Genomic DNA, 19,964 nt, shown 5'->3' with positions numbered 1-19,964 from the left:
TTTACAGTGGCATTTTTGTTTATATGTGAGTTTGACAGCTAACGTAATTATCATAAAGTGCTTTTAAAATATCGGCACGGCTGATCATGCCAACTACAACGTCACCATCAACCACGGGATAATTCTTTGGCTTACCAGGTTGCATTTGTTCTGCTAATTCCATGATATTGGTATCACCGCTGACCGTCACAACTTCTGTTTGCATCAACTGAGACACTTTTACCATACCGTCACAAAAATAACTGCTTTGCATTAGGGGTTTAAGTAGCTCTTGCTCAGAGATAAAACCTACTAGCAACTTGTTATCGTCAAATACTGGGGCACCAAGCAATTTAAATTTTTGTAGTTCTGCAATGGCGGTCGTCATTTCTGTATTAGGGGTAATATGAGGCAACTTGTGTTGCATAAAATCTTTTACTTTTGTATTTAGCATTTAGGTTTCTCCCGCTGAATGTTCTATACAAAGTATGGTTTATAGATTGGATTTTAGGAAATTGTTTATGTTGATGAGTTTAATAGGTAATAACAATCATCGCAGCGGTAATGGCGGGTAATAAAAACAATTAAGACACCCTAAGGTGCCTTAAAAATAATCTGCTATCTTTTACTTTATAAAAGCAAATGCATCTGCGTACATGTTTTCGCGAATGGCTCCGTGGCTAATAAAGTCATCGCGCACTATGCCTATCATGTCAAAACGACCTGCCATGTAAATATCGTAAGGTTCAAGCGAGATGATATCGTCCATTACCGCTTTATGCACATAACCAGTATGGCCAGTCCAGCTGTCAGTAGGATTTTCTACCACAGGAATAAATTCGAAGTGCTTATGGCTATCTGCCCAAGCTTTCATTTCGGTGTGTGCATACAGCGCAGACTCTTCTTTAACACCCCAATAAAATAGCACTGGGCGCTGACAGTTTATTTCAGCAAGGTGATCGGCCATTGATTTTGCGTAAGAGAAGCCTGTGCCGCCAGCAAGTAAAATAATGGGGCGCTCGCACTGCAAACGTAGTTGAGAAACACCTAAGCCCGCTTCAATAGTCACGGTTTGATTATTATTGTGGGCACTACGAAGGTGCTCTAGCGATTGCATAGCATATGAGTCAGCAACTGAAGCACCAATATGTAATTCTAAAGCATCCGTTTGTGAAGGACGGCTTGCAATTGAAAACGCACGTTTATCTTTTTCACCTAAAACCAATTGTAAATATTGGCCAGCTTCAAATGTGACGGGTTGCTGCGGCTTTAAAATAACTTTATGAACAAATTCTGTTAGTGGACTGATAGAAACAACGTCAGCGTGTAATGTTTGCATGTTTTACCTTAAATTAGCGGATACGCACTTTATTTGAGCAATAGTAGCATATCCGCAGGGTGAGTTTATAGCCTAGACCAAAGTCGTTAAAGAATACCTAGGCTATCCCAAAGTTCATCAACGCGATCTTTAGTGGCTTGATCCATAACAATAGGTTCGCCCCACTCACGGGTTGTTTCGCCAGGCCATTTGTTGGTTGCATCCATGCCCATTTTTGAACCAAGGCCAGAGACAGGCGATGCAAAGTCTAAATAGTCTATTGGCGTGTTTTCAATTAACGTGGTGTCGCGTGCAGGATCCATACGGGTGGTAATAGCCCATATTACATCGTTCCAATCTCGGGCGTTAATGTCATCATCGCAGACAATAACAAATTTAGTGTACATAAACTGTCGTAGGAATGACCAAACCCCCATCATTACGCGCTTGGCATGCCCTGGGTATTGTTTTTTCATGGTAACCACGGCCATACGATACGAACAACCTTCTGGCGGTAAATAAAAATCGACAATTTCTGGAAATTGTTTTTGTAAAATTGGTACGAATACCTCGTTTAAAGCCACCCCTAAAATAGCTGGCTCATCAGGCGGACGACCCGTAAAGGTACTGTGATAAATAGGGTCTTTACGATGAGTAATATGAGTGACCGTCATAACGGGAAAGTCATCGACTTCATTATAGTAACCCGTATGGTCGCCATAGGGGCCTTCAGGTGCCATTTCTCCCGGCATAATATGCCCTTCAAGCACGATTTCTGCACTGGCCGGTACTTGTAAATCATTCGAAATAGACTTAACCACTTCCGTTTTACTGCCACGCAATAAACCGGCAAAAGCATATTCGCTTAATGTATCGGGGACCGGAGTAACCGCCCCTAAAATTGTGGCAGGATCTGCCCCTAATGCCACTGATACCGGATACGGCTCACCAGGGTGTTCTTTGCACCACTCTTGAAAATCAAGCGCGCCACCACGATGAGATAACCAACGCATAATAATTTTATTTTTGCCAAGTAACTGCTGGCGATAAATCCCTAAATTTTGACGCTTTTTATAAGGCCCTTTGGTAACGGTTAAACCCCAAGTAATTAAAGGCGCAGCATCACCAGGCCAGCAATGCTGAATAGGAAGCTTGGTTAAATCAACATCGTCACCTTGTAAAATAACTTGTTGGCAGGGCGCTTTTTTTACTTCTTTGGCTGGCATATTAAGGACTTGCTTAAATACCGGAATTTGTCCAAGGGCTTCTTTAATGCCTTTTGGTGGCTCTGGCTCTTTTAAAAATGCCAATAACTTACCAACTTCTCGTAATTCACTGACATCTTCTTGGCCCATACCCATTGCTACACGCTTAGGTGTACCAAATAAGTTAGCTAGAACAGGCATGTCATACCCTTTCGGGTTTTCAAATAATAAAGCGGGGCCTTTAGCACGCAGTGTGCGATCGGCAATTTCGGTCATCTCAAGATACGGGTCGATTTCTTGGCTGATGCGTTTTAATTCGCCTCGTTTTTCAAGTAAATCGATAAAATCGCGTAGATCTTTGTATTTCATTGTGGGCCGTTACTTAGCAAAAAGTTAAAAGTATTATACCCAGTTCATGCAAGCCAAGTCATTACTTGCACTTAAAACTTAAAGCGCTCTACCGCATCTTTTAAAGAGTGTGCAAGTTGGTTAACATCTTCACTTTCGCTTGCTAGGGTCGTCGCATTGTCGGCATTTAAGGTGGCATGATCGGTTACCTTAGCCATTATTTGTTGGATATCAGTGCTGTTTGCAAGTTGTTCATGCGATGCATGGGCAATGTCTTTGCTCATTGCATTGACCGATACTAACGTGCTTTTGATACGCTCAACGGCTGCATTTAGTTCAGTACTGTTTTCAACACAATGCTTGGCTTGTTGTTGACCATCATTTATTTCAGCTTGGGTAGTCTGAGTATGTTGTTGTAGTGTGTTGATCATGGTGGTTATTTCGCTAGTGGAGCTTTGTGTTCGTGCTGCAAGCGAACGCACTTCATCGGCCACTACGGCAAATCCTCGACCATGTTCACCGGCTCTTGCTGCTTCAATGGCCGCATTAAGCGCTAGCAAATTGGTTTGCTCTGCAATACTGCTAATCGTATCAACAATAGCGCCAATCAGTTGGGTGTATTGCGCAAGCTCCTCGGTGCTGGTGACGGCTTTATCTAAGCGGCTTAAAAGAGATTCAATACTTTGGCTATTGTTGTTTGCAATGTCATTGACATCATTTGCAAACTGCGAGGCATTCGTTATTTCATTTGAGGTACTCTGCGCTTGTTTGTAAACGGCTTGTGAGCTTTGTAGCATACGTTGCGCTAATGAGGTTGCTTGTGCGCTGCGTTCCAGCTGTTGCTTAGCAACGATGGTCATTTGCTGCCCTTTTTCACTGGTTTGAATGGCTGAGTTATCGAGTTCGTAGGCGTCGTTACTGATCCCTTTTATTAGGTGAGTTAAATCATCACAAAGCTTATTGGTATTATGCAGTAGGGTACCAAATTCGTCTTTACTTAGAGGATTACTACGCTGTGAAAAGTCACCTGAGGCTATGCGTGCGAGTTCTTTATTTACCTTTTTAAGTGGTTTTAGCATGGCGTTAGTAGTAAACACTGAAATAATAACCAGCAAAACAATTAAAACAAAAGCAATAATAATAACTAAGCTAGAGCCGGTATTGATTGCTGACTTAGCGCTCTCTTGCAGGGAGTCAAAACGCGTGTCTGCAAGTTTATTAAGCTCAATTAGCTGATTTTCTATAATGATAAAGGCATGTTGAAAACTTTCAAACCGCTGATCAACCTTGTCTTTGCTATTGAGTACAGTGTTCTGCAATGCATACAGCCCATCAGGACTATTTAATAGGCTGCTTAAATCGTTAAACGCCGCTATTAACTCATTGGCGTTGAGCTTATTTGTAATAGGAGAGGCTTGTTGCTCTAAATAACTAAGATTAGATTGAATATTATCGAGTAAAAAAGAAGTGTCTTGTTGGTGGGCATTGATATCTTCTGAGGTGGTTACTTGCCCAATGCCTTTGACATTATTGTTTAGAGTAAATAATAAATCATCAATTCGAGTCGCTGTGCCAAAGACTGCATTTAAAAGCGATTGCTGGTTGCCTGCTACGTTTATGAGCTCTATATCAAGTAACTGGTTACTCAGATCGCGTAGCTGTTCATTAAAGGTAACAGTCAGTGCTGCGGCGGTACTTTGTGCCTTAAAGCGTTGCTCTTTTACTGCAAGCATGTCGTTGCTTATTGTATTTAGTTTAGTGAAGTCATTATGAATAGTAACAAGTAATGTTTGCATACTTTGTTGTTTGGCAACTTGCGCTTTTAGCGTCTCTAATTTATTAAAAAACTGTGTTTGCTCTGCGTGTGCTTGCTTTTTATTTTGCAGTAGTAAATCAAGTTTAGTTTGGCTGTAAGCAATGGCATTAAATTTAGTAATTGAAAGTAGCGATAAACGCAGGTCTTTACTTGCTTGCTGTACCGGAACCGCTAACGTTTCTATGCGCGAGTTAGTGGTACTGATTTGATGGAGTGACCAGTAAAAAAATATGCAGCTGGTGAGCATTAACAGGCCAATAGCTGAAAAGGCTAAAATTATTTTATGTTTTATAGCGATAGAATGCATAACTTTATCAACAATATTAAGACTTTTGTTAGTGTAGCAAGTTTTTTAATATGTTGTTAGTTAATGGTTAATTGCTTGTGCATTGATATTTTTTACCGTTAATTATTAGCATAGCTTGCTCGCCCTTACTCCAAAACAGTACCTTGGTATTAATATATTTGCTACCAGAAGCACTCACCTCATGAGTTAATAAATAATCATGCTTATTAAAGCGGAGCGTCGCCTGTTTGTTGCTAATAATATCTAGCTGTGCAGCGGTGTTATCGCACATGTAGTTTGTTGTAATGGGTTGCTCATTGCATGCAACCAGGGCTATTAAAGTAATAGTAACGGCGTAGTGTTTCATTAGGTTGTGTTTTACTTATTTGGTCGCTTGGTTAATTAAGAGCTTAGCAAAGCTAAATTAACCGTTGGTGAAAATAAGGCTTTACGTTATGTTTAAGCTCTTATTTTTAGCTAGGGAATATCATGGCTGGCACTAACCTCTTAACATTACTTGATGATATAACGACCTTACTTGATGATATTGCGACCATGAGTAAAGTCGCGACTAAAAAAACGGCAGGCGTACTAGGAGATGACTTGGCGCTCAATGCGCAGCAAGTTACAGGGGTCACTGCCGATAGAGAGCTGCCGGTAGTATGGGCAGTGGCAAAAGGGTCTTTTTTAAATAAAGCGATATTAGTCCCTGCTGCGTTATTAATTAGTGTGTGGTTGCCTTGGCTAATTACACCACTTTTAATGATGGGTGGCTTATTTTTATGTTTTGAAGGCGCTGAAAAAGTATTTGCTCGCTTTTTACCTCACCATGAGGAAACGATAGATGATGATGAAAAGTTAGATTTAGTTGAATATGAAAGGCAAAAAGTAAAAGGTGCTATTCGTACTGACTTTATTCTTTCTGCTGAAATTATTGTAATTACCTTAGGGACTGTGGCTGGGGCTACATTAATGAATCAAGCACTGGTGCTAAGTGTTATTGCCATCATCATGACAATTGGTGTTTATGGATTGGTAGCTGGAATTGTAAAACTTGATGACGCGGGTTTGTATTTACTTAACCAATCCAAGGTGTCGGCCAATAAGTTTAAAGAGCTGATCGGTAAAGGCTTATTAGCAGCAGCGCCAAGGCTTATGCAATTTTTAGCCTTTGCCGGCACTGTGGCCATGTTTTTAGTCGGTGGCGGCATTTTATCCCACGGTATTGAGCTACTACATCATTGGCAATTAGAAGTAATAACCATAGGTAAGTCGTTATTAAATGGCACCGGCGAAATATTAGCCCCTCTTATATTTGACGGATTACTAGGGGTAGTAGCGGGGCTATGCATTGTTATTCTGCATTTAGCTTATACAAAAATATTTAAAAAATAACTACTGTGCGAATTTTTAGACTGCGCTTTGTTTTATATTTTCATCAAAGCGCACACTATTAATTATTTAACTATAGCTTAGGTTATTTACATTGGCTATTGTCACAAAGCTGTTTTAGCTCATATTTCGCTTTGCTATTACCTTGCGCTATTGCTTGCTCGTACCAATACTTTGCTGTTTTTACATTTTTAGTTACGCCTTGCCCATCTCGATACATTTGCGCAAGATTTAGCTGCCCCCATTGCGAGCCGGCATTTGCGGCAAGCTTAAAGCTTTCAGCGGCTTCTTTGTACTGTCCATTTTTAAAGTAGGTAATCCCTTGTTGGTTATTTTTGTCGAGCTTTAAACCTTTATATAGCGGTTTAGGTTTTGGCGGAAACATTACAAAACCACCATATAAACTGTTTGCTGAGGGGCGTAGTACGTCGTAAATCACCCCGTCGTTATAGAGTCTTATAACTTCGCTACGAGGCAAAGTAATTTTGTCAGTTGAGAAATAACCGTTTTGCACTAATAAGCTAGTACGCATTGCTGTCGTAATGCCGTTGTTACGTTTATAGCTGTAGTTACTTACCTGAAAAGTTATAAACTGCTCATCAAAACTTAAAACCTGCGCAATTTTTAAGTTGGTCAGTGTCCATGGCTCATGAGTAAATTTATCGGCGTGTACTAAATACGTGTCGTACGCTTTAGGGTTAGTTAAGTAGTGTTGCTTTTGCGCTTGCGCTGCAGCGTGTTGTTGGTAAAAAAACAGCCCCACCCATAACGCTAAAAACACTCCTATAAAGTATTTAGGTAGAGTGACAATTTCAAAAATAGGTAACTGCTTTAGCTTTGCAGGCGCATTATAGCCACATTGATAGCATTCGTATTTATAGCTTAGCGCTAAAGGTAAAACAGGAATAACCGTAAAGCGTAAAAAGCGACTTTGGTTTATCAGATGATAGGCGCGGCTATGGCAATTAGGGCAGCACTGCGTTTGTGCAAAATAAGGAAATGACTGGCTAGTATTGAAAAGCAACATAATAAGGCTCCTTGTTAATTTACAACTTTAGAGCAAGTGATAAATTAGTAAAGCAGCAAACTGTAAGTAATTATGTCATAAAGGATTGGTTTATAAAGCCCATACTTTTTGATATGGGCTTTATAGAGAATCAGCTTAGAAGCTAAATTGTGCGGCTAAACGCACGCTTGTGCCTTCACCTACGGTAACGTTATTTAAACCGCCACCGACTAGGTAGTTTTTATCGAATAAGTTCTCAATATTTAAACGTAAGTTAATATCATTGTTATTTAAGTTAAGCTTGTAGGTTGCGCCAATATCAACACGAGTATAACCCTCTTTTGTTACGGTATTAGCGTTATCAGCAAAACGCTCTCCTTCGTAGAACGCACCTGCATTAAAAGCAACAGCGTCATTGAGTTCATAACGTGTCCATAAAGAGGCAGACCATTTTGGAGCATCAGTAGGGCGTTTGCCCTCTAATTTTTCATCACGCTCATAGTTAGCATCTAAATACATGGTTGATGCCATAACAAATAAACGGTCAGTTGCAGCACCTTGAGCAGCAAGCTCAAAGCCTTTATGGCGTTGCTCACCTGCCTGCGTGGTAATGCTCGTTATATCACCGATAGGGTTAACAAGATCTTCGCTCACTAAGGTGCCTGTTTTGCTAATATCAAATAAGGCACCGCTAAGCATTAATCGATCATCAAACAGTTGCCATTTTACCCCAATTTCCTTTTGCTCAGAGGTAATAGCATCGAGCTTCATACCGTTATTAATATCTTTTTCATTTACTAATGTTTCGTTTTGCGGCTCAAACCCTTCTGAGTAACTTGCATAAACAGTTGCAGAGGCATTTGGATGGTAAAGTACACCAACTTTAGGTACGAACGATTCGTTATTGCTGTTTTCTTTACTTTGTTTATCGTAACGACCACCCAGTGATAGTTGCCATTCTGGTGAGAATGAAATTAAATCTTGGATATAAATCCCGTAGTAGTCGTAAGCAGATGAGCTAATAGTGTCATCTGATTTGTAACTTATATTAGGGCGATTAGGCTCATTTTGACCGGCAGAAAAATTAATCGTATCAGCAGATGTGCGTAATTGGCCGTAGTAATAATCCAGTGAGTTAGCACCTACAAGTAATTGATGATGTACACCCAAGGTTTCAAATTCGCCAATGAAGTCAATAAAAGCAGTTTTAAACTGCCAATCATCAAAGCGATCGTAAGGACGTGACTGGTAACTATCACCTTCGATAAAGTCACTTGGCTTACGTGGTGCTGACTCAAAGCGCTGACGTTCAAACGTTTGCTCATTGTAGCCTAAATTAACTTGCCAGTTATCGGTTAAAAATACTTTGAAATCAATACCCATGTTTTCAACAGTAATGTCGGTAAAGGCCCATGACATATCACGAATTGTTTTGTCATCACCAATAATGTTGGCATCATTATCTATCCAAGCGCCAGTATCTAAGCCTGCTTTGTCATCGGTACGGTCATAATGAACACGAACAAGTGCGTTGTCGCCAATATCGTAATCTACAACTAAGGCACCTAAAAAGCGGTCACGCTCACGGTTTTCACCGTTTTGATATTCACGCCAATATTCAACGTCTTGCTTTACTAATATACCACGAGCACGTAAATCTTCAGCCTCGGTGAGTGCGCCGCCAGCATCAAGCATAAAGCGGGTTGAACCATGTTGGTCAACATCGGCACTGGCACTAAATAACGTTTGTGCAGTTGGCTTTTTAGTTACCATGTTAACTAGGCCACCGGGACCTGATTGCCCATACAAAATACTTGAAGGGCCTTTAATAACTTCTACTTGCTCTAAAATTTCAATGGGTTGTTGGTAATGAGACCAATGCTGATGGCCATCACGCAGGTAGCCGGTTGATGAGCTTAATTGAAAGCCACGTAAGTTAAATACTTCTCTATTTCGTTGTTTAGACCCTGCAGTTAAACTGGCATCATTGGTCAATACTTCACCAAGAGTGGTTGCTAGTTGCTCATTTACGATAGTGTCAGTGATTACGGTAACTGACTGAGCGGTTTCGAGTAATGAGGTAGATGTTCTCATTGCCCCACTGGCATTATCTACTTTGTAGTCGTTGAAGTAACTACCTTTAACTTCAATGCGCTCTATATTTGCGGTGTTGGCAAATACATTTGCAGAGGTACAGGCTAAAAGAGCGATAAAAAGAGGATTAAGTTTCATTAGTAGCTTCCGGCTTAGAATTATTAGAATAGTAAAACGTCGCAGATCTTAATGAAAACAACTATCATTTGCAATGTCTTTATTGCAGTTTTTAATCGTTCGTTGCTAATGGTTGCCAATTGCTAATTCTGCTATTATTAGCCACATATTAATTGAGACTTTTCTCAAGTTATTTTTTGCTATGGAATTTACTGTGACTGCAACTGCTTTTTCATCGTTGGCCTTACCTTCAGGGTTAGTTGATAATTTATCAACGCTTGGCTACACCCAAATGACGCCTGTACAAGCGCAAAGCCTACCGCCTATTTTAAGTGGCAAAGATATTATTGCCCAAGCCAAAACAGGCTCAGGTAAAACAGCGGCATTTAGTTTAGGCGTTTTAGCCAAGCTAAATGTAAAACGCTTTCGTATTCAGTCGCTAGTATTATGCCCAACTCGTGAGCTTGCAGAGCAAGTGGCGGTTGAGATGCGTAAACTAGCGCGTGGTATTCATAACATTAAGATTTTAACTTTGTGTGGTGGGGTTTCAATTGGGCCGCAAATTGGTTCACTCGAACATGGTGCACATATTATTGTGGGTACACCGGGGCGAGTTGATGATCATATTCGCAAAGGTACATTGCGTTTAGATGATGTTGAAACCCTGGTACTTGATGAAGCCGACCAAATGCTTGATATGGGCTTTCAAGATACCCTCGATGCCATAATTGATCGCATTCCAACCAATCGTCAAACGTTGTTATTTAGCGCTACTTTTCCAAAATCAATCGAAGCTATTGCTAAGCGTGTACTAAGCAATCCAGAAATGATTAAAGTAGAAGAACAGCAAGAAAAAAGTACGATTAAACAATACTTCTACAAAATGGATAATAATAAACAGCGTTATCCAACGCTTAAGCTGCTACTTCTTAAATTTACCCCTCAAAGCTGTGTGGTGTTTTGTAATACCAAGGTAGAAACGCAGCAAGTATGTGATGACTTAGCCGATGAAGGCTTTAGTGCAGTGGCGCTGCATGGTGATTTAGAGCAGCGTGACCGTGAGCGTACACTGATTCATTTTGCGAACAAGAGTGCGTCTATTTTAGTGGCTACCGATGTAGCTGCACGCGGCTTAGACATTGATGATATGGACATGGTGATTAACTATCACTTAGCTCACGATCCACAAACTCATGTACATCGTGTTGGCCGTACCGGACGAGCAGGCAAAAAAGGGATTGCATGTTCTATTTATGGTGAGGCAGAGCAATTTAAAGTAGCGCAAATTGGTGACCACTATGAGCGTGATTTTACCCCTGAGCCAATGCCATCTTATAACCTATTAGATAAGCCGCCATACAAACCTGAAATGGTGACGCTGATGATAGATGCAGGCAAAAAGCAAAAAGTGCGCGCGGGTGATATTTTAGGGGCATTAACAGGTAAAGATGGTATAGCAGGGCGCCAAGTTGGTAAAATCAACGTACTTGATAACGTGGCATTTGTTGCGGTAGAGCGTAACTCATCTAAACCAGCGTTACGCAAATTAACCGAAGGTAATATTAAAGGACGTAAAATCCGTGCGCGTCGCCTAACGCGTTAATTCTCGATCTAAGATGAGCAGCTCGCCTTGAGTTGCTCATACTCTATTTTTAATTGTTTAAACACTTCATTATCACCCCCTTGTTTATCTGGATGATGCTGTACTGCAAGTTGTCGCCAACGCTTTTGTAATGTTTTTAAGGTAATTGGTTGTACTAATTGCCAGCGAGCGATTAATTGCTGATGTAGCTGAGCACTTAAAGGCGCTTCATGTTGTTTAGGCTTACTGAAACGTTGCCAAAAGCTATCTAATAATGCGTTAATTTCTGCTGTTGATGTTTCAAAGTTTTGCCAGTTTAAGTAGTAGTCACGCAGCGGATCGTTTGGGTGAAGTTGGTTTTGGCTAGGGTCGCTCACCAGTTCAATGTGTAAACTTTCAATCAGTAGCTGCTGTTTTGGCATGACTTGCTGCTGTAATTGATAAAGTGCATTCATAATTAAAAAATTACGTTTAAATAAATCACGCTCGGGATCAGCGGCTAAGGTATCAAGTAACCCACGTTCTTTTAGTTCCGATGCTAAAGTATGAACCATCCACACTTTTTTATTGATTAATAGTTCAAAAATCTCATCTATCAGTGGGTTAAACATTGTTTACAATCTATTAATTGGTGTATCTTTAACAAATTATCATACACCTAAGTAACATTAAACCCCAAGGAGTGGGCGTGAATGCCTGTTTTATATTCGTCTAAATTAGATGTTTACATATTGTTTGGCTGTCATTTTATTATGGCTAGCAAGGATTAAAGGATATTTTTATGCTGACTCGGTTAAAGCGCATCTGCTTTATTGTTCTTTTGGTTGTACTGAGTGGTGCATCAAACGACGCTTTATCCAATGAGCAGACAAGTTTGTTTGAGCAGTTCGATCTTGAGCAAACATGGACTAAAAAGCACCGCCTTGCAACAGACATATTAGCTAACCCTGATCTTCCAAACTTAAAACGCGTGACCATTTACAGTGACTTAGCGGAGCTGGCGTTTACACAGAGTGATTTAGCTAACGCACTAAAGTATTTTAAATTACTAGAGGCGAATAGCACCCTTAAAGAACAGCCAAAACTTTATTTTCGTGCAATTAAAATGCAAGGCGTGGTGCTTTATTATCAAGGGTTAGTGCAACAAGCGGTCGTTGATTATAATCGCGCGTTAAACATTGCCGTTCCCCTTAAAAGCCCGATTAAACAGGCTAACTTACTCAGTAATATTGGGCTCGCTTACTTTGATATGTATAACATGGAGCTAGCCCTCGATTATTATCAGCAAGCCAAAGTCATTTATGAAAAAGAGGGGAGCGCACAAGATAAAGCCGATATATTACATAATATTGCCGGTATTTATATTCGTCTCTCTCGCTATGAGTCCGCGCTTGAGATGTATCGTGAGGTTTTAAAAGTTTTTCAAGAGCTTGGTGATGACGATGGCGTTGCACAGGTATACGGTAACATGGGTGTGGCGTACACTGAATCAAGGCAGTACCAGTTAGCGTTGCATTACAACCAATTAGCTTTGCGCTACTATCAAAGTGTTAATAACGCCTTTCAGCTTTCGACTAAGCACGCCAATTTAGCAACAATTAACCTTAAATTAAATAAATTTGATGTCGCGTTATATCATGCTAATGCAGGGCAGCAGTTTGCACTTGAGGCTGATAATAAGTCGTTACTAGCGGCTGCTTTACACGTGTTATCGACTGTTCAATTTGTGCAAGGCGATACAGAAAATGCCAAAGAAACCTCAGAGCGTTCAATTACGCTTGCCAAAGAGTATAATAATGGCATGCGCATAAAAGACGGTTTGGGGGTTGAAGCGCTGATCCATGCTAGCTTAGGGGATTATGAAAAAGCGTTAAGTTTGCATCAACAGTATGTTGATTATCAGCGCAGTGTTAATACCGAAGAAGCCTCAAAAGCGGTCAGTCAATTTCAAATTCAGTTTGAATCAAATCAGCTAAACCAAGAAATTAAACAATTAAAACAGCAACAATACTTACAAGAATTACAAATAGCTAAACGTTCACAGCTGATGTTCTTATTGGTGATTGTTGCCATATTGATTTTAATTACAGTAATTGCTGTTTATAAACGCCGAACAGAAAAACAAGCGAAGTTAAAGCTGAGTGATCAAGTTGAACAGCGCACCAAAGAGCTGCAAAGTGTGGCGCAAGAACTGCGTGAAGCTAACGAGGTTAAAAGCCAGTTTTTAGCAAATATAAGCCATGAAATTAGAACGCCATTAACCGCTATTTTGGCGCAAACAGATAATCTTATTAGTGGTCAGTACAAGGCTGAGCAATTACAAGATGAGCTTAGGGTAATACAACGACAAAGTGAGCATTTAAAAAGCCTAATTAATGATGTGCTTGATTTAAGTAAAATCGAAGCAAACAGGCTAGAACTTAACATTAGCTGTTTTGATATGGTGCGATTGATCAACGATGTTCATGCTATGTTTTCTCCACAAGCTAAAGCGAAAGGCTTGTCACTGATATTAGAGAGTCAGTTAGGTGATACCTATTTTACGCGGCTAGATTTAACTCGAGTAAAACAAATACTTATTAATTTATGCGCCAATGCCATTAAGTTTACTCATAAGGGGCACGTAACAATTGCTGTTAGCAAAACGGATCAAGGGCTGCTCTTTTGTATTCAAGATACTGGAATTGGTATGAGATCCTCACAGCTTAAGCTTATTTTTGAATGCTTTAGTCAAGCAGATAACAGCATTAGCCGACGTTTTGGTGGTACCGGTTTGGGCTTGAGTTTGTCGCAGCAGTTAGCAGCGATGATGGGTGGCTATATTAGCGTGCAGAGTGAGTTTAAAAAGGGCAGTGAGTTTTCGTTCTATTTGCCTTGTATACAAGTTGAAGAGCAAGTTTGCCACGATGATATGCAGGCTAAATCGGGTGAGGGGCATAGGTTGTTATCCGGTAAGGTGGTGCTTGCTGAGGATCACAGTGATAACCGAAAACTGATCAGTCGTTATTTACACTCCCTAGGACTTGAAGTGATTGCCGTTGAAAATGGTGAGCAAGCCGTAGAGCAAAGTTTAAAGTTGTATCCGGATTTGGTGCTTTTAGATATTCAAATGCCCGTTATGGATGGTATTTCTGCGTTTGAACTACTCAAACAATGTGGCTATGAGCAGCCTATTTTAGCGTTAACGGCCAATGCCATGAGCCACGAGATTGACCACTACTTATCACTTGGTTTTAGCGATTATTTAGCAAAACCAATAGACAAAGAATCTTTTTACACTGTTTTAGCTAAATACTTAAGCTCAGCAAATGAGGATTTATCGACAGAAAGTATCCATGTAGATATGAGTGATTTAGTAGCGAGTTTTAAACAAAGCCTGATTACAGAAAGTGAGCTAATTGAACAGCATTTTAAAGTTGGAGATTATAAATTGTTGCAAAAAGATAGCCACCGAGTTTTAGGTGCGGCACAAATGTTTGAGTTTAAAGAGATAGCATTAGTGGCAAAAGCACTAGATGATGAATTACTTCAGTCACAAATTAACACTCAAAAGTTAACAACATTAGTAAATGACTTGCTGGTACTGCTTAAGCAATACAGATAAGCTGATTTACTCTAAAAATAAAAAGACACCATCTGGTGTCTTTTTTATTTAAAAACATTTAGTTAACCAGCGTTCAGATTACTGACGTTTCATCGAATCAAAAAACTCATCGTTGGTTTTACTCATTGATAGTTTATCGATTAAAAATTCCATGGCATCAATTTCTGACATGTCATGGACTATCTTACGTAAAATCCACAGCTTTTGGAGCTCATCAGGCTTAGTAAGTAATTCTTCACGACGCGTACCAGAACGGTTAAAGTCGATAGCTGGGAATACACGTTTTTCCGCAATTTTACGGTTAAGGTGTAGTTCCATGTTACCCGTACCCTTAAACTCTTCGTAAATAACTTCATCCATTTTAGAGCCGGTATCAATAAGCGCAGTCGCAATAATTGTTAAGCTACCGCCTTCTTCAACGTTACGTGCTGCACCAAAGAAACGTTTAGGCTTATGTAATGCATTAGCATCTACACCACCGGTCAATACTTTACCTGATGATGGAATAACGGTGTTGTAAGCACGTGCTAAACGTGTGATTGAATCAAGTAAAATCACCACGTCTTTTTTGTGCTCAACTAAGCGCTTTGCTTTTTCGATAACCATTTCAGCAACCTGTACATGGCGAGATGCTGGTTCATCGAATGTTGATGCAATAACTTCACCTTTTACTAGGCGTTGCATCTCAGTCACTTCTTCCGGACGTTCATCAATAAGTAAAACCATTAATGTAACATCAGGGTGGTTATGTGTGATTGATTGCGCAATATTTTGTAGCAACATGGTTTTACCCGCTTTTGGCGGTGCTACTAATAAACCACGTTGGCCGCGGCCAATGGGTGACGCTAAATCAAGAACTCGTGCGGTAATATCTTCTTTACTGCCGTTACCACGTTCCATACGAAAGCGTTCGTTTGCATGTAGTGGCGTCAGGTTTTCAAAAAGTATTTTAGTGCGAGAGTTTTCAGGTTTATCAAAATTAACTTCGTTTACTTTAAGTAAAGCAAAGTAACGCTCACCATCTTTTGGCGGACGAATAAGACCTGAAATAGAGTCGCCAGTACGCATACTAAAACGGCGAATTTGGCTTGGAGATACATAAATATCATCTGGGCCAGCTAAGTAAGAAGCTTCTGATGATCTTAAAAAGCCAAAACCATCTTGCAAAATTTCTAATACACCACCGCCGAAAATATTCTCTCCGCCTTTGGCGTGGGATTTAAGAATAGCAAAAATAATGTCTTGCTTTCTTAAGCGGGCTACGTTTTCGAGCCCCATGGACTCAGCTAAGTTTACAAGCTCTTTTATAGACTTGTCTTTTAATTCGCGTAAATGCATATTGGTGGGTTCTTTATTACAGTTGTCATACTCAAAATCGCTTTATTAGATCGTTGAGTGAGGTTTGTTGAATATAACTAAGGATTAGTTGGCTTTATAAACTAGCAGGTCATTACTGCAGCGTCCAGTACTTCTGTAAAATAAATAATAAAAAAAGGGCTGAGCGCCCTTTTTTTATAAATTTACACTTAGATGTTGTTTTCTAAAAACTCAACTAATTGTGTTTTTGATAATGCGCCTACTTTAGTTGCAGCCACTTGACCATCTTTGAAAAGTAGTAGTGTAGGAATACCACGAATACCAAATTTAGGTGGAGTACCTGCGTTTTGGTCAATGTTTAATTTAGTAATCGTTACACGGCCATCAAATTCCTCAGCAACTTCGCTTAGAATTGGGGCGATCATTTTGCACGGTCCGCACCATTCAGCCCAAAAGTCTACTAGTACAGGTTTGTCTGATTGTAATACGTCAGCTTCAAAGCTATCGTCGGTAATTTGGATTATTTTCTCGCTCATTGCGCTCTCCGGTTTAGTTAGGCGAAATATTTAGTGCGTATTTAAACACTCTTGTTTCTTATTGCAAGTTTAAACGTTATGCTTAAACGCTATGACTAAGACACATTTGACCGATAAAAAGTTTTCAGACTTTGCTATTGCACCGGAAGTGGTTGCCGGGTTAACCGAAAGTGGGTTTGAATATTGCACACCCATTCAAGCTAAATGCCTACCGTTTATTTGTGAAGGGCGCGATATTGCGGGCCAAGCACAAACAGGTACAGGCAAAACGTTGGCGTTTTTAACCGCCACATGCCACCGGTTATTACAATCTAGCAAAGCACCTAGTAAACATCCAAGAGCCCTGATCATGGCCCCAACTCGGGAGCTTGCGATTCAGATACACAAAGATGCAAAAATTTTAGCGCCGCACTGTAATCTTAACTTAGGTTTAGTATATGGTGGCGAAGATTACGAAAAACAACGTGCACAACTAGAAAAAGGCGTTGATATTTTAATTGGTACTACAGGTCGCCTAATAGATCTGTACAAGCAAGGCTGTTACACCCTTAATGAAATTGAGGTAGTCGTGCTAGATGAAGCCGATCGTATGTTCGATTTAGGCTTTATTAAAGATATCCGTTATATGTTCCGTCGTATGCCGGATACATCAGAACGTTTAAACTTATTATTCTCTGCCACACTGTCGTATCGTGTACAAGAGCTTGCATTTGAACATATGACAAACCCAGAGCATGTGCAAATAGAACCCGATGTAAAAACGGGTAAACGTATTCAAGAAGAGCTATTTCATCCTTCACAAGAAGATAAAATTAAGCTGTTGTTAACCCTGATTGAAGAAGAATGGCCCGAGAAAGCCATTGTTTTTGCAAACACCAAACACAGCTGTGAAACTGTGTATGCATGGTTAAAAGCAGATGGACATCGAGTGGGTATGCTCACCGGTGATGTAAACCAAAAGAAACGTCAATCAATACTCGCGCAATTTAGTAAAGGCGAGCTAGACTTTTTAGTAGCTACCGATGTTGCTGCGCGTGGTTTACATATTCCAGAAGTAAGTCATGTATTTAACTTTGACTTACCTGATGATTGCGAAGATTACGTTCATCGTATTGGTCGTACAGCTCGTGCAGGCGCTTCGGGTCATGCAATTAGCTTTGCGTGTGAGCAGTATGCTTATAACCTTCATGAAATTGAAGAGTACATCGAGCACAGCATCCCTTTATCGCATTACGATAAAAGTGCATTGCTAGATGATTTGACTAAGCCGACTATTCACAGAAAACGTAATTTTTCTACCGGTCCACGTAATCGTAGTAATAACAACGGACGTCGCCCAAATAATGGTTACCAAAAAGGACGGTCTTAACCGACCGTTAGTTTGATAGTATTCGTAACTAGAGGTTTTTGAACGGTGGGGCAACTTAAACCGCAAAAAAATGTATATGCAGTCATTGATTTGGGCTCAAATAGCTTTCATATGCTTATTGCCAAATCAGTGGCGGGTGGCTTGCAAACAATAGGTCGCGTCAAACGCAAAGTAAGACTCGCCGCTGGGCTTGATGATAATAATCTATTGAGCTTAGAGGCTATGCAACGAGGCTGGGAGTGTTTGGCCTTGTTTGCGGAACGTTTGCAAGATATTCCCAAGAAAAACATCACCATTGTTGCCACTGCAACACTTCGTTTAGCAACCAACGCCGACGACTTTAAATTACGTGCTGAAAAAATATTAGGCCATAAAGTTAATGTTATTAGTGGTGAGCTAGAAGCGCGAACTATTTACAAAGGAGTTGCGCACACTTCTTCATGTGCGGGCAAACAGCTAGTTATTGATATTGGTGGTGCGAGTACTGAAGTGGTGATCGGCCAAGGCTTTGAAGCACGTCACTATAAAAGTCTTAATATAGGGTGTGTTACTTACCTTGAACGCTACTTTAAAGATTGCCAGTTAAATGAAGCAAACTTTAATACTGCTATTAAAGCCGCGCGTGCTGTTATTGATGAAATAGCGCCTGAGTATAAAACGGCTGGTTGGCAACTTGCCTCTGGTGCGTCAGGGACCGTACAAGCTATTCAAGAAATCATGGTGGCCCAAAATTTAAATGAAATGCTCACCCTTGAAAAGCTATACACCATTAAGCAACAATCTATTGCTTATGAGACTATCGCTGAACTCGACTTGCCAGGGTTAAGTGAAGAGCGACGTTTAGTGTTTGTATCTGGGCTGGCTATCTTAATTGCACTGTTTGAGTCACTAGAAATAGAACAAATGGGATTAGCGGGTGGCGCGCTTCGTGAAGGTGTTTTATATAGCATGCTACCGGAGCTACACAATACCGACATTCGCCAACGTACTATTGATGGTTTTATGAATCGTTATCATGTGGATCAAAAGCAAGCATCTAGAGTATCAAGTTTAGCAGTACTGTTAGCTAATGAAGTCAGTCATTATTGGCCGATTGAAGCACAAAACGGATTACCGCTTTTGAATGCTGTCGCGCAGCTTCATGAAATAGGTTTACTAATAGAGTATAAGCAGTACCACAAACATACCGCTTATATCTTAGAAAATACCGATATGCCCGGTTTTTCACAATCAGAGCATAAAGTAATTGTTGCTATAGCTAATAGTCATCGCTGGGACCTTCAAAAGGGATGCTTAGATCATTTAGGTGCACATAGTATTGTTGCCGCGTATATGGTTCGACTATTACGTATCGCTGTTATTCTATCAATGCGCCGACAAGATGATGTGTTGCCAAACTTTAAGATAACAGCTGAGAATGAAGAGTTAGTGATTCAATTTGAAAATGATTGGTTAAAAAATCATCCATTGATGGCAAGTGAGCTAAATCAAGAGATTAAGTATCAGAAAAAATGCGGTTGGAAACTTAAAGTAAGCTAATTAAGTCGACCTTTGCGGAGTTTTTAGTGGTTAAAATGAGCGTTTAGTCTAAATATCCAGCGAACAGTCATTTATTTCAGGTTTTCTTCAAAAAAGGGTTGATCTGTTTTCGGATCTCCCTATAATGCGACCCCACTGAGACGGCAGAGGGCAACGCATAGCGAGGCACGAGCTACTCAGTGAGTTGAGTAAAACTTAGTTTCGAAAACTTTCAAGTTTAACAAAATTAAGTGTTGACAAAAAAATAGGAAAGCGTAATATGCGCAGCCCTAGCGAGATAAAGTTAAACGCTTTAATCGCAACGTTCTTTAACAATATAAAGCAATCATCTGTGTGGGCACTCGTACAGATTGAGTTCTAACAGCCAAGCTATTTCGTTCTTTATTGAGCAAGTAACGAGGCAAACAAATTTAGAGTCTCAATGTGATTTCTCGAAAGAGATACTGAGTGACCAAC

Annotated in this window: 15 protein-coding genes; 5 read left to right on the top strand and 10 right to left on the bottom strand. The window is 40.2% G+C overall.

Annotated elements, in window-relative coordinates:
* Positions 1 to 19 precede the first annotated feature (19 nt).
* The 5 genes from CWC30_RS05795 to CWC30_RS05775 all read right to left on the bottom strand — a co-directional run bounded on the left by CWC30_RS05795 (position 20) and on the right by CWC30_RS05775 (position 5,319).
* Positions 20 to 433, bottom strand: coding sequence for a CBS domain-containing protein (locus CWC30_RS05795; RefSeq protein ID WP_013463737.1), 414 nt, complete (start codon positions 431 to 433; stop codon positions 20 to 22).
* Between the two features lie 171 nt (positions 434 to 604).
* Positions 605 to 1,318 (bottom strand): NAD(P)H-flavin reductase, encoded by a 714-nt coding sequence (gene fre / locus CWC30_RS05790; RefSeq protein ID WP_069438769.1) that lies wholly within the window; start codon positions 1,316 to 1,318, stop codon positions 605 to 607.
* An 86-nt stretch (positions 1,319 to 1,404) separates the two neighbouring features.
* Positions 1,405 to 2,871, bottom strand: a complete 1,467-nt coding sequence (gene ubiD, locus CWC30_RS05785) for a 4-hydroxy-3-polyprenylbenzoate decarboxylase (RefSeq protein WP_013463739.1) — start codon at positions 2,869 to 2,871, stop codon at positions 1,405 to 1,407.
* A gap of 71 nt (positions 2,872 to 2,942) precedes the next feature.
* Positions 2,943 to 4,973 (bottom strand): methyl-accepting chemotaxis protein, encoded by a 2,031-nt coding sequence (locus CWC30_RS05780; protein WP_076922609.1) that lies wholly within the window; start codon positions 4,971 to 4,973, stop codon positions 2,943 to 2,945.
* A gap of 67 nt (positions 4,974 to 5,040) precedes the next feature.
* Positions 5,041 to 5,319 (bottom strand): MliC family protein, encoded by a 279-nt coding sequence (locus tag CWC30_RS05775; protein ID WP_138626647.1) that lies wholly within the window; start codon positions 5,317 to 5,319, stop codon positions 5,041 to 5,043.
* A gap of 122 nt (positions 5,320 to 5,441) precedes the next feature.
* On the opposite strand from CWC30_RS05775, the gene CWC30_RS05770 reads away from it, so the two are divergent.
* Positions 5,442 to 6,347: a DUF808 domain-containing protein gene (locus tag CWC30_RS05770; RefSeq protein ID WP_036980862.1), complete on the top strand. Its 906-nt coding sequence runs from the start codon at positions 5,442 to 5,444 to the stop codon at positions 6,345 to 6,347.
* Positions 6,348 to 6,429: 82 nt separating this feature from the next.
* Here the strand turns inward: CWC30_RS05770 and CWC30_RS05765 are convergent, their stop codons facing one another.
* Positions 6,430 to 7,371 carry a tetratricopeptide repeat protein gene (locus tag CWC30_RS05765; protein ID WP_069438772.1) on the bottom strand — a complete coding sequence of 314 codons (942 nt, stop codon included), beginning with the start codon at positions 7,369 to 7,371 and terminating at the stop codon, positions 6,430 to 6,432.
* A gap of 135 nt (positions 7,372 to 7,506) precedes the next feature.
* Positions 7,507 to 9,582: a TonB-dependent siderophore receptor gene (locus CWC30_RS05760; protein ID WP_138626646.1), complete on the bottom strand. Its 2,076-nt coding sequence runs from the start codon at positions 9,580 to 9,582 to the stop codon at positions 7,507 to 7,509.
* Positions 9,583 to 9,775: 193 nt separating this feature from the next.
* Here CWC30_RS05760 and dbpA point away from each other — a divergent pair, with 193 nt between their 5' ends.
* Positions 9,776 to 11,164, top strand: coding sequence for an ATP-dependent RNA helicase DbpA (gene dbpA / locus CWC30_RS05755; protein ID WP_171034688.1), 1,389 nt, complete (start codon positions 9,776 to 9,778; stop codon positions 11,162 to 11,164).
* Between the two features lie 8 nt (positions 11,165 to 11,172).
* On the opposite strand, the gene CWC30_RS05750 is transcribed toward dbpA, so the two are convergent.
* Entirely contained in the window at positions 11,173 to 11,754 is a 582-nt protein-coding gene (locus tag CWC30_RS05750) for a DNA-J related domain-containing protein (RefSeq protein WP_069438775.1), read from the bottom strand.
* 170 nt (positions 11,755 to 11,924) lie between these two features.
* Here CWC30_RS05750 and CWC30_RS05745 point away from each other — a divergent pair, with 170 nt between their 5' ends.
* Complete coding sequence (locus tag CWC30_RS05745) at positions 11,925 to 14,747, top strand: tetratricopeptide repeat protein (RefSeq protein ID WP_138626644.1); 2,823 nt, start codon at positions 11,925 to 11,927, stop codon at positions 14,745 to 14,747.
* A 78-nt stretch (positions 14,748 to 14,825) separates the two neighbouring features.
* Here the strand turns inward: CWC30_RS05745 and rho are convergent, their stop codons facing one another.
* Entirely contained in the window at positions 14,826 to 16,085 is a 1,260-nt protein-coding gene (gene rho, locus CWC30_RS05740) for a transcription termination factor Rho (RefSeq protein ID WP_013463749.1), read from the bottom strand.
* Positions 16,086 to 16,273: 188 nt separating this feature from the next.
* The gene (gene trxA, locus CWC30_RS05735; RefSeq protein ID WP_013463750.1) at positions 16,274 to 16,600 is read right to left on the bottom strand and encodes a thioredoxin TrxA; all 327 of its coding nucleotides are present in this window, start codon (positions 16,598 to 16,600) and stop codon (positions 16,274 to 16,276) included.
* 91 nt (positions 16,601 to 16,691) lie between these two features.
* Between trxA and rhlB the strand changes: the two genes are divergently transcribed.
* Together rhlB and gppA are read left to right on the top strand one after the other, a co-directional pair.
* Positions 16,692 to 17,969: an ATP-dependent RNA helicase RhlB gene (gene rhlB / locus CWC30_RS05730; RefSeq protein ID WP_010392673.1), complete on the top strand. Its 1,278-nt coding sequence runs from the start codon at positions 16,692 to 16,694 to the stop codon at positions 17,967 to 17,969.
* Between the two features lie 45 nt (positions 17,970 to 18,014).
* Positions 18,015 to 19,508, top strand: a complete 1,494-nt coding sequence (gppA, locus tag CWC30_RS05725; protein WP_138626643.1) for a guanosine-5'-triphosphate,3'-diphosphate diphosphatase — start codon at positions 18,015 to 18,017, stop codon at positions 19,506 to 19,508.
* Positions 19,509 to 19,964 lie beyond the last annotated feature (456 nt).

Source organism: Pseudoalteromonas sp. S4741 (genome assembly GCF_005886135.1).
Classification (GTDB): Bacteria; Pseudomonadota; Gammaproteobacteria; order Enterobacterales; family Alteromonadaceae; genus Pseudoalteromonas; species Pseudoalteromonas tetraodonis.
Note: the sequence above shows the minus strand (reverse complement) of the source record. Positions and strands in the feature narration are given on the sequence as shown.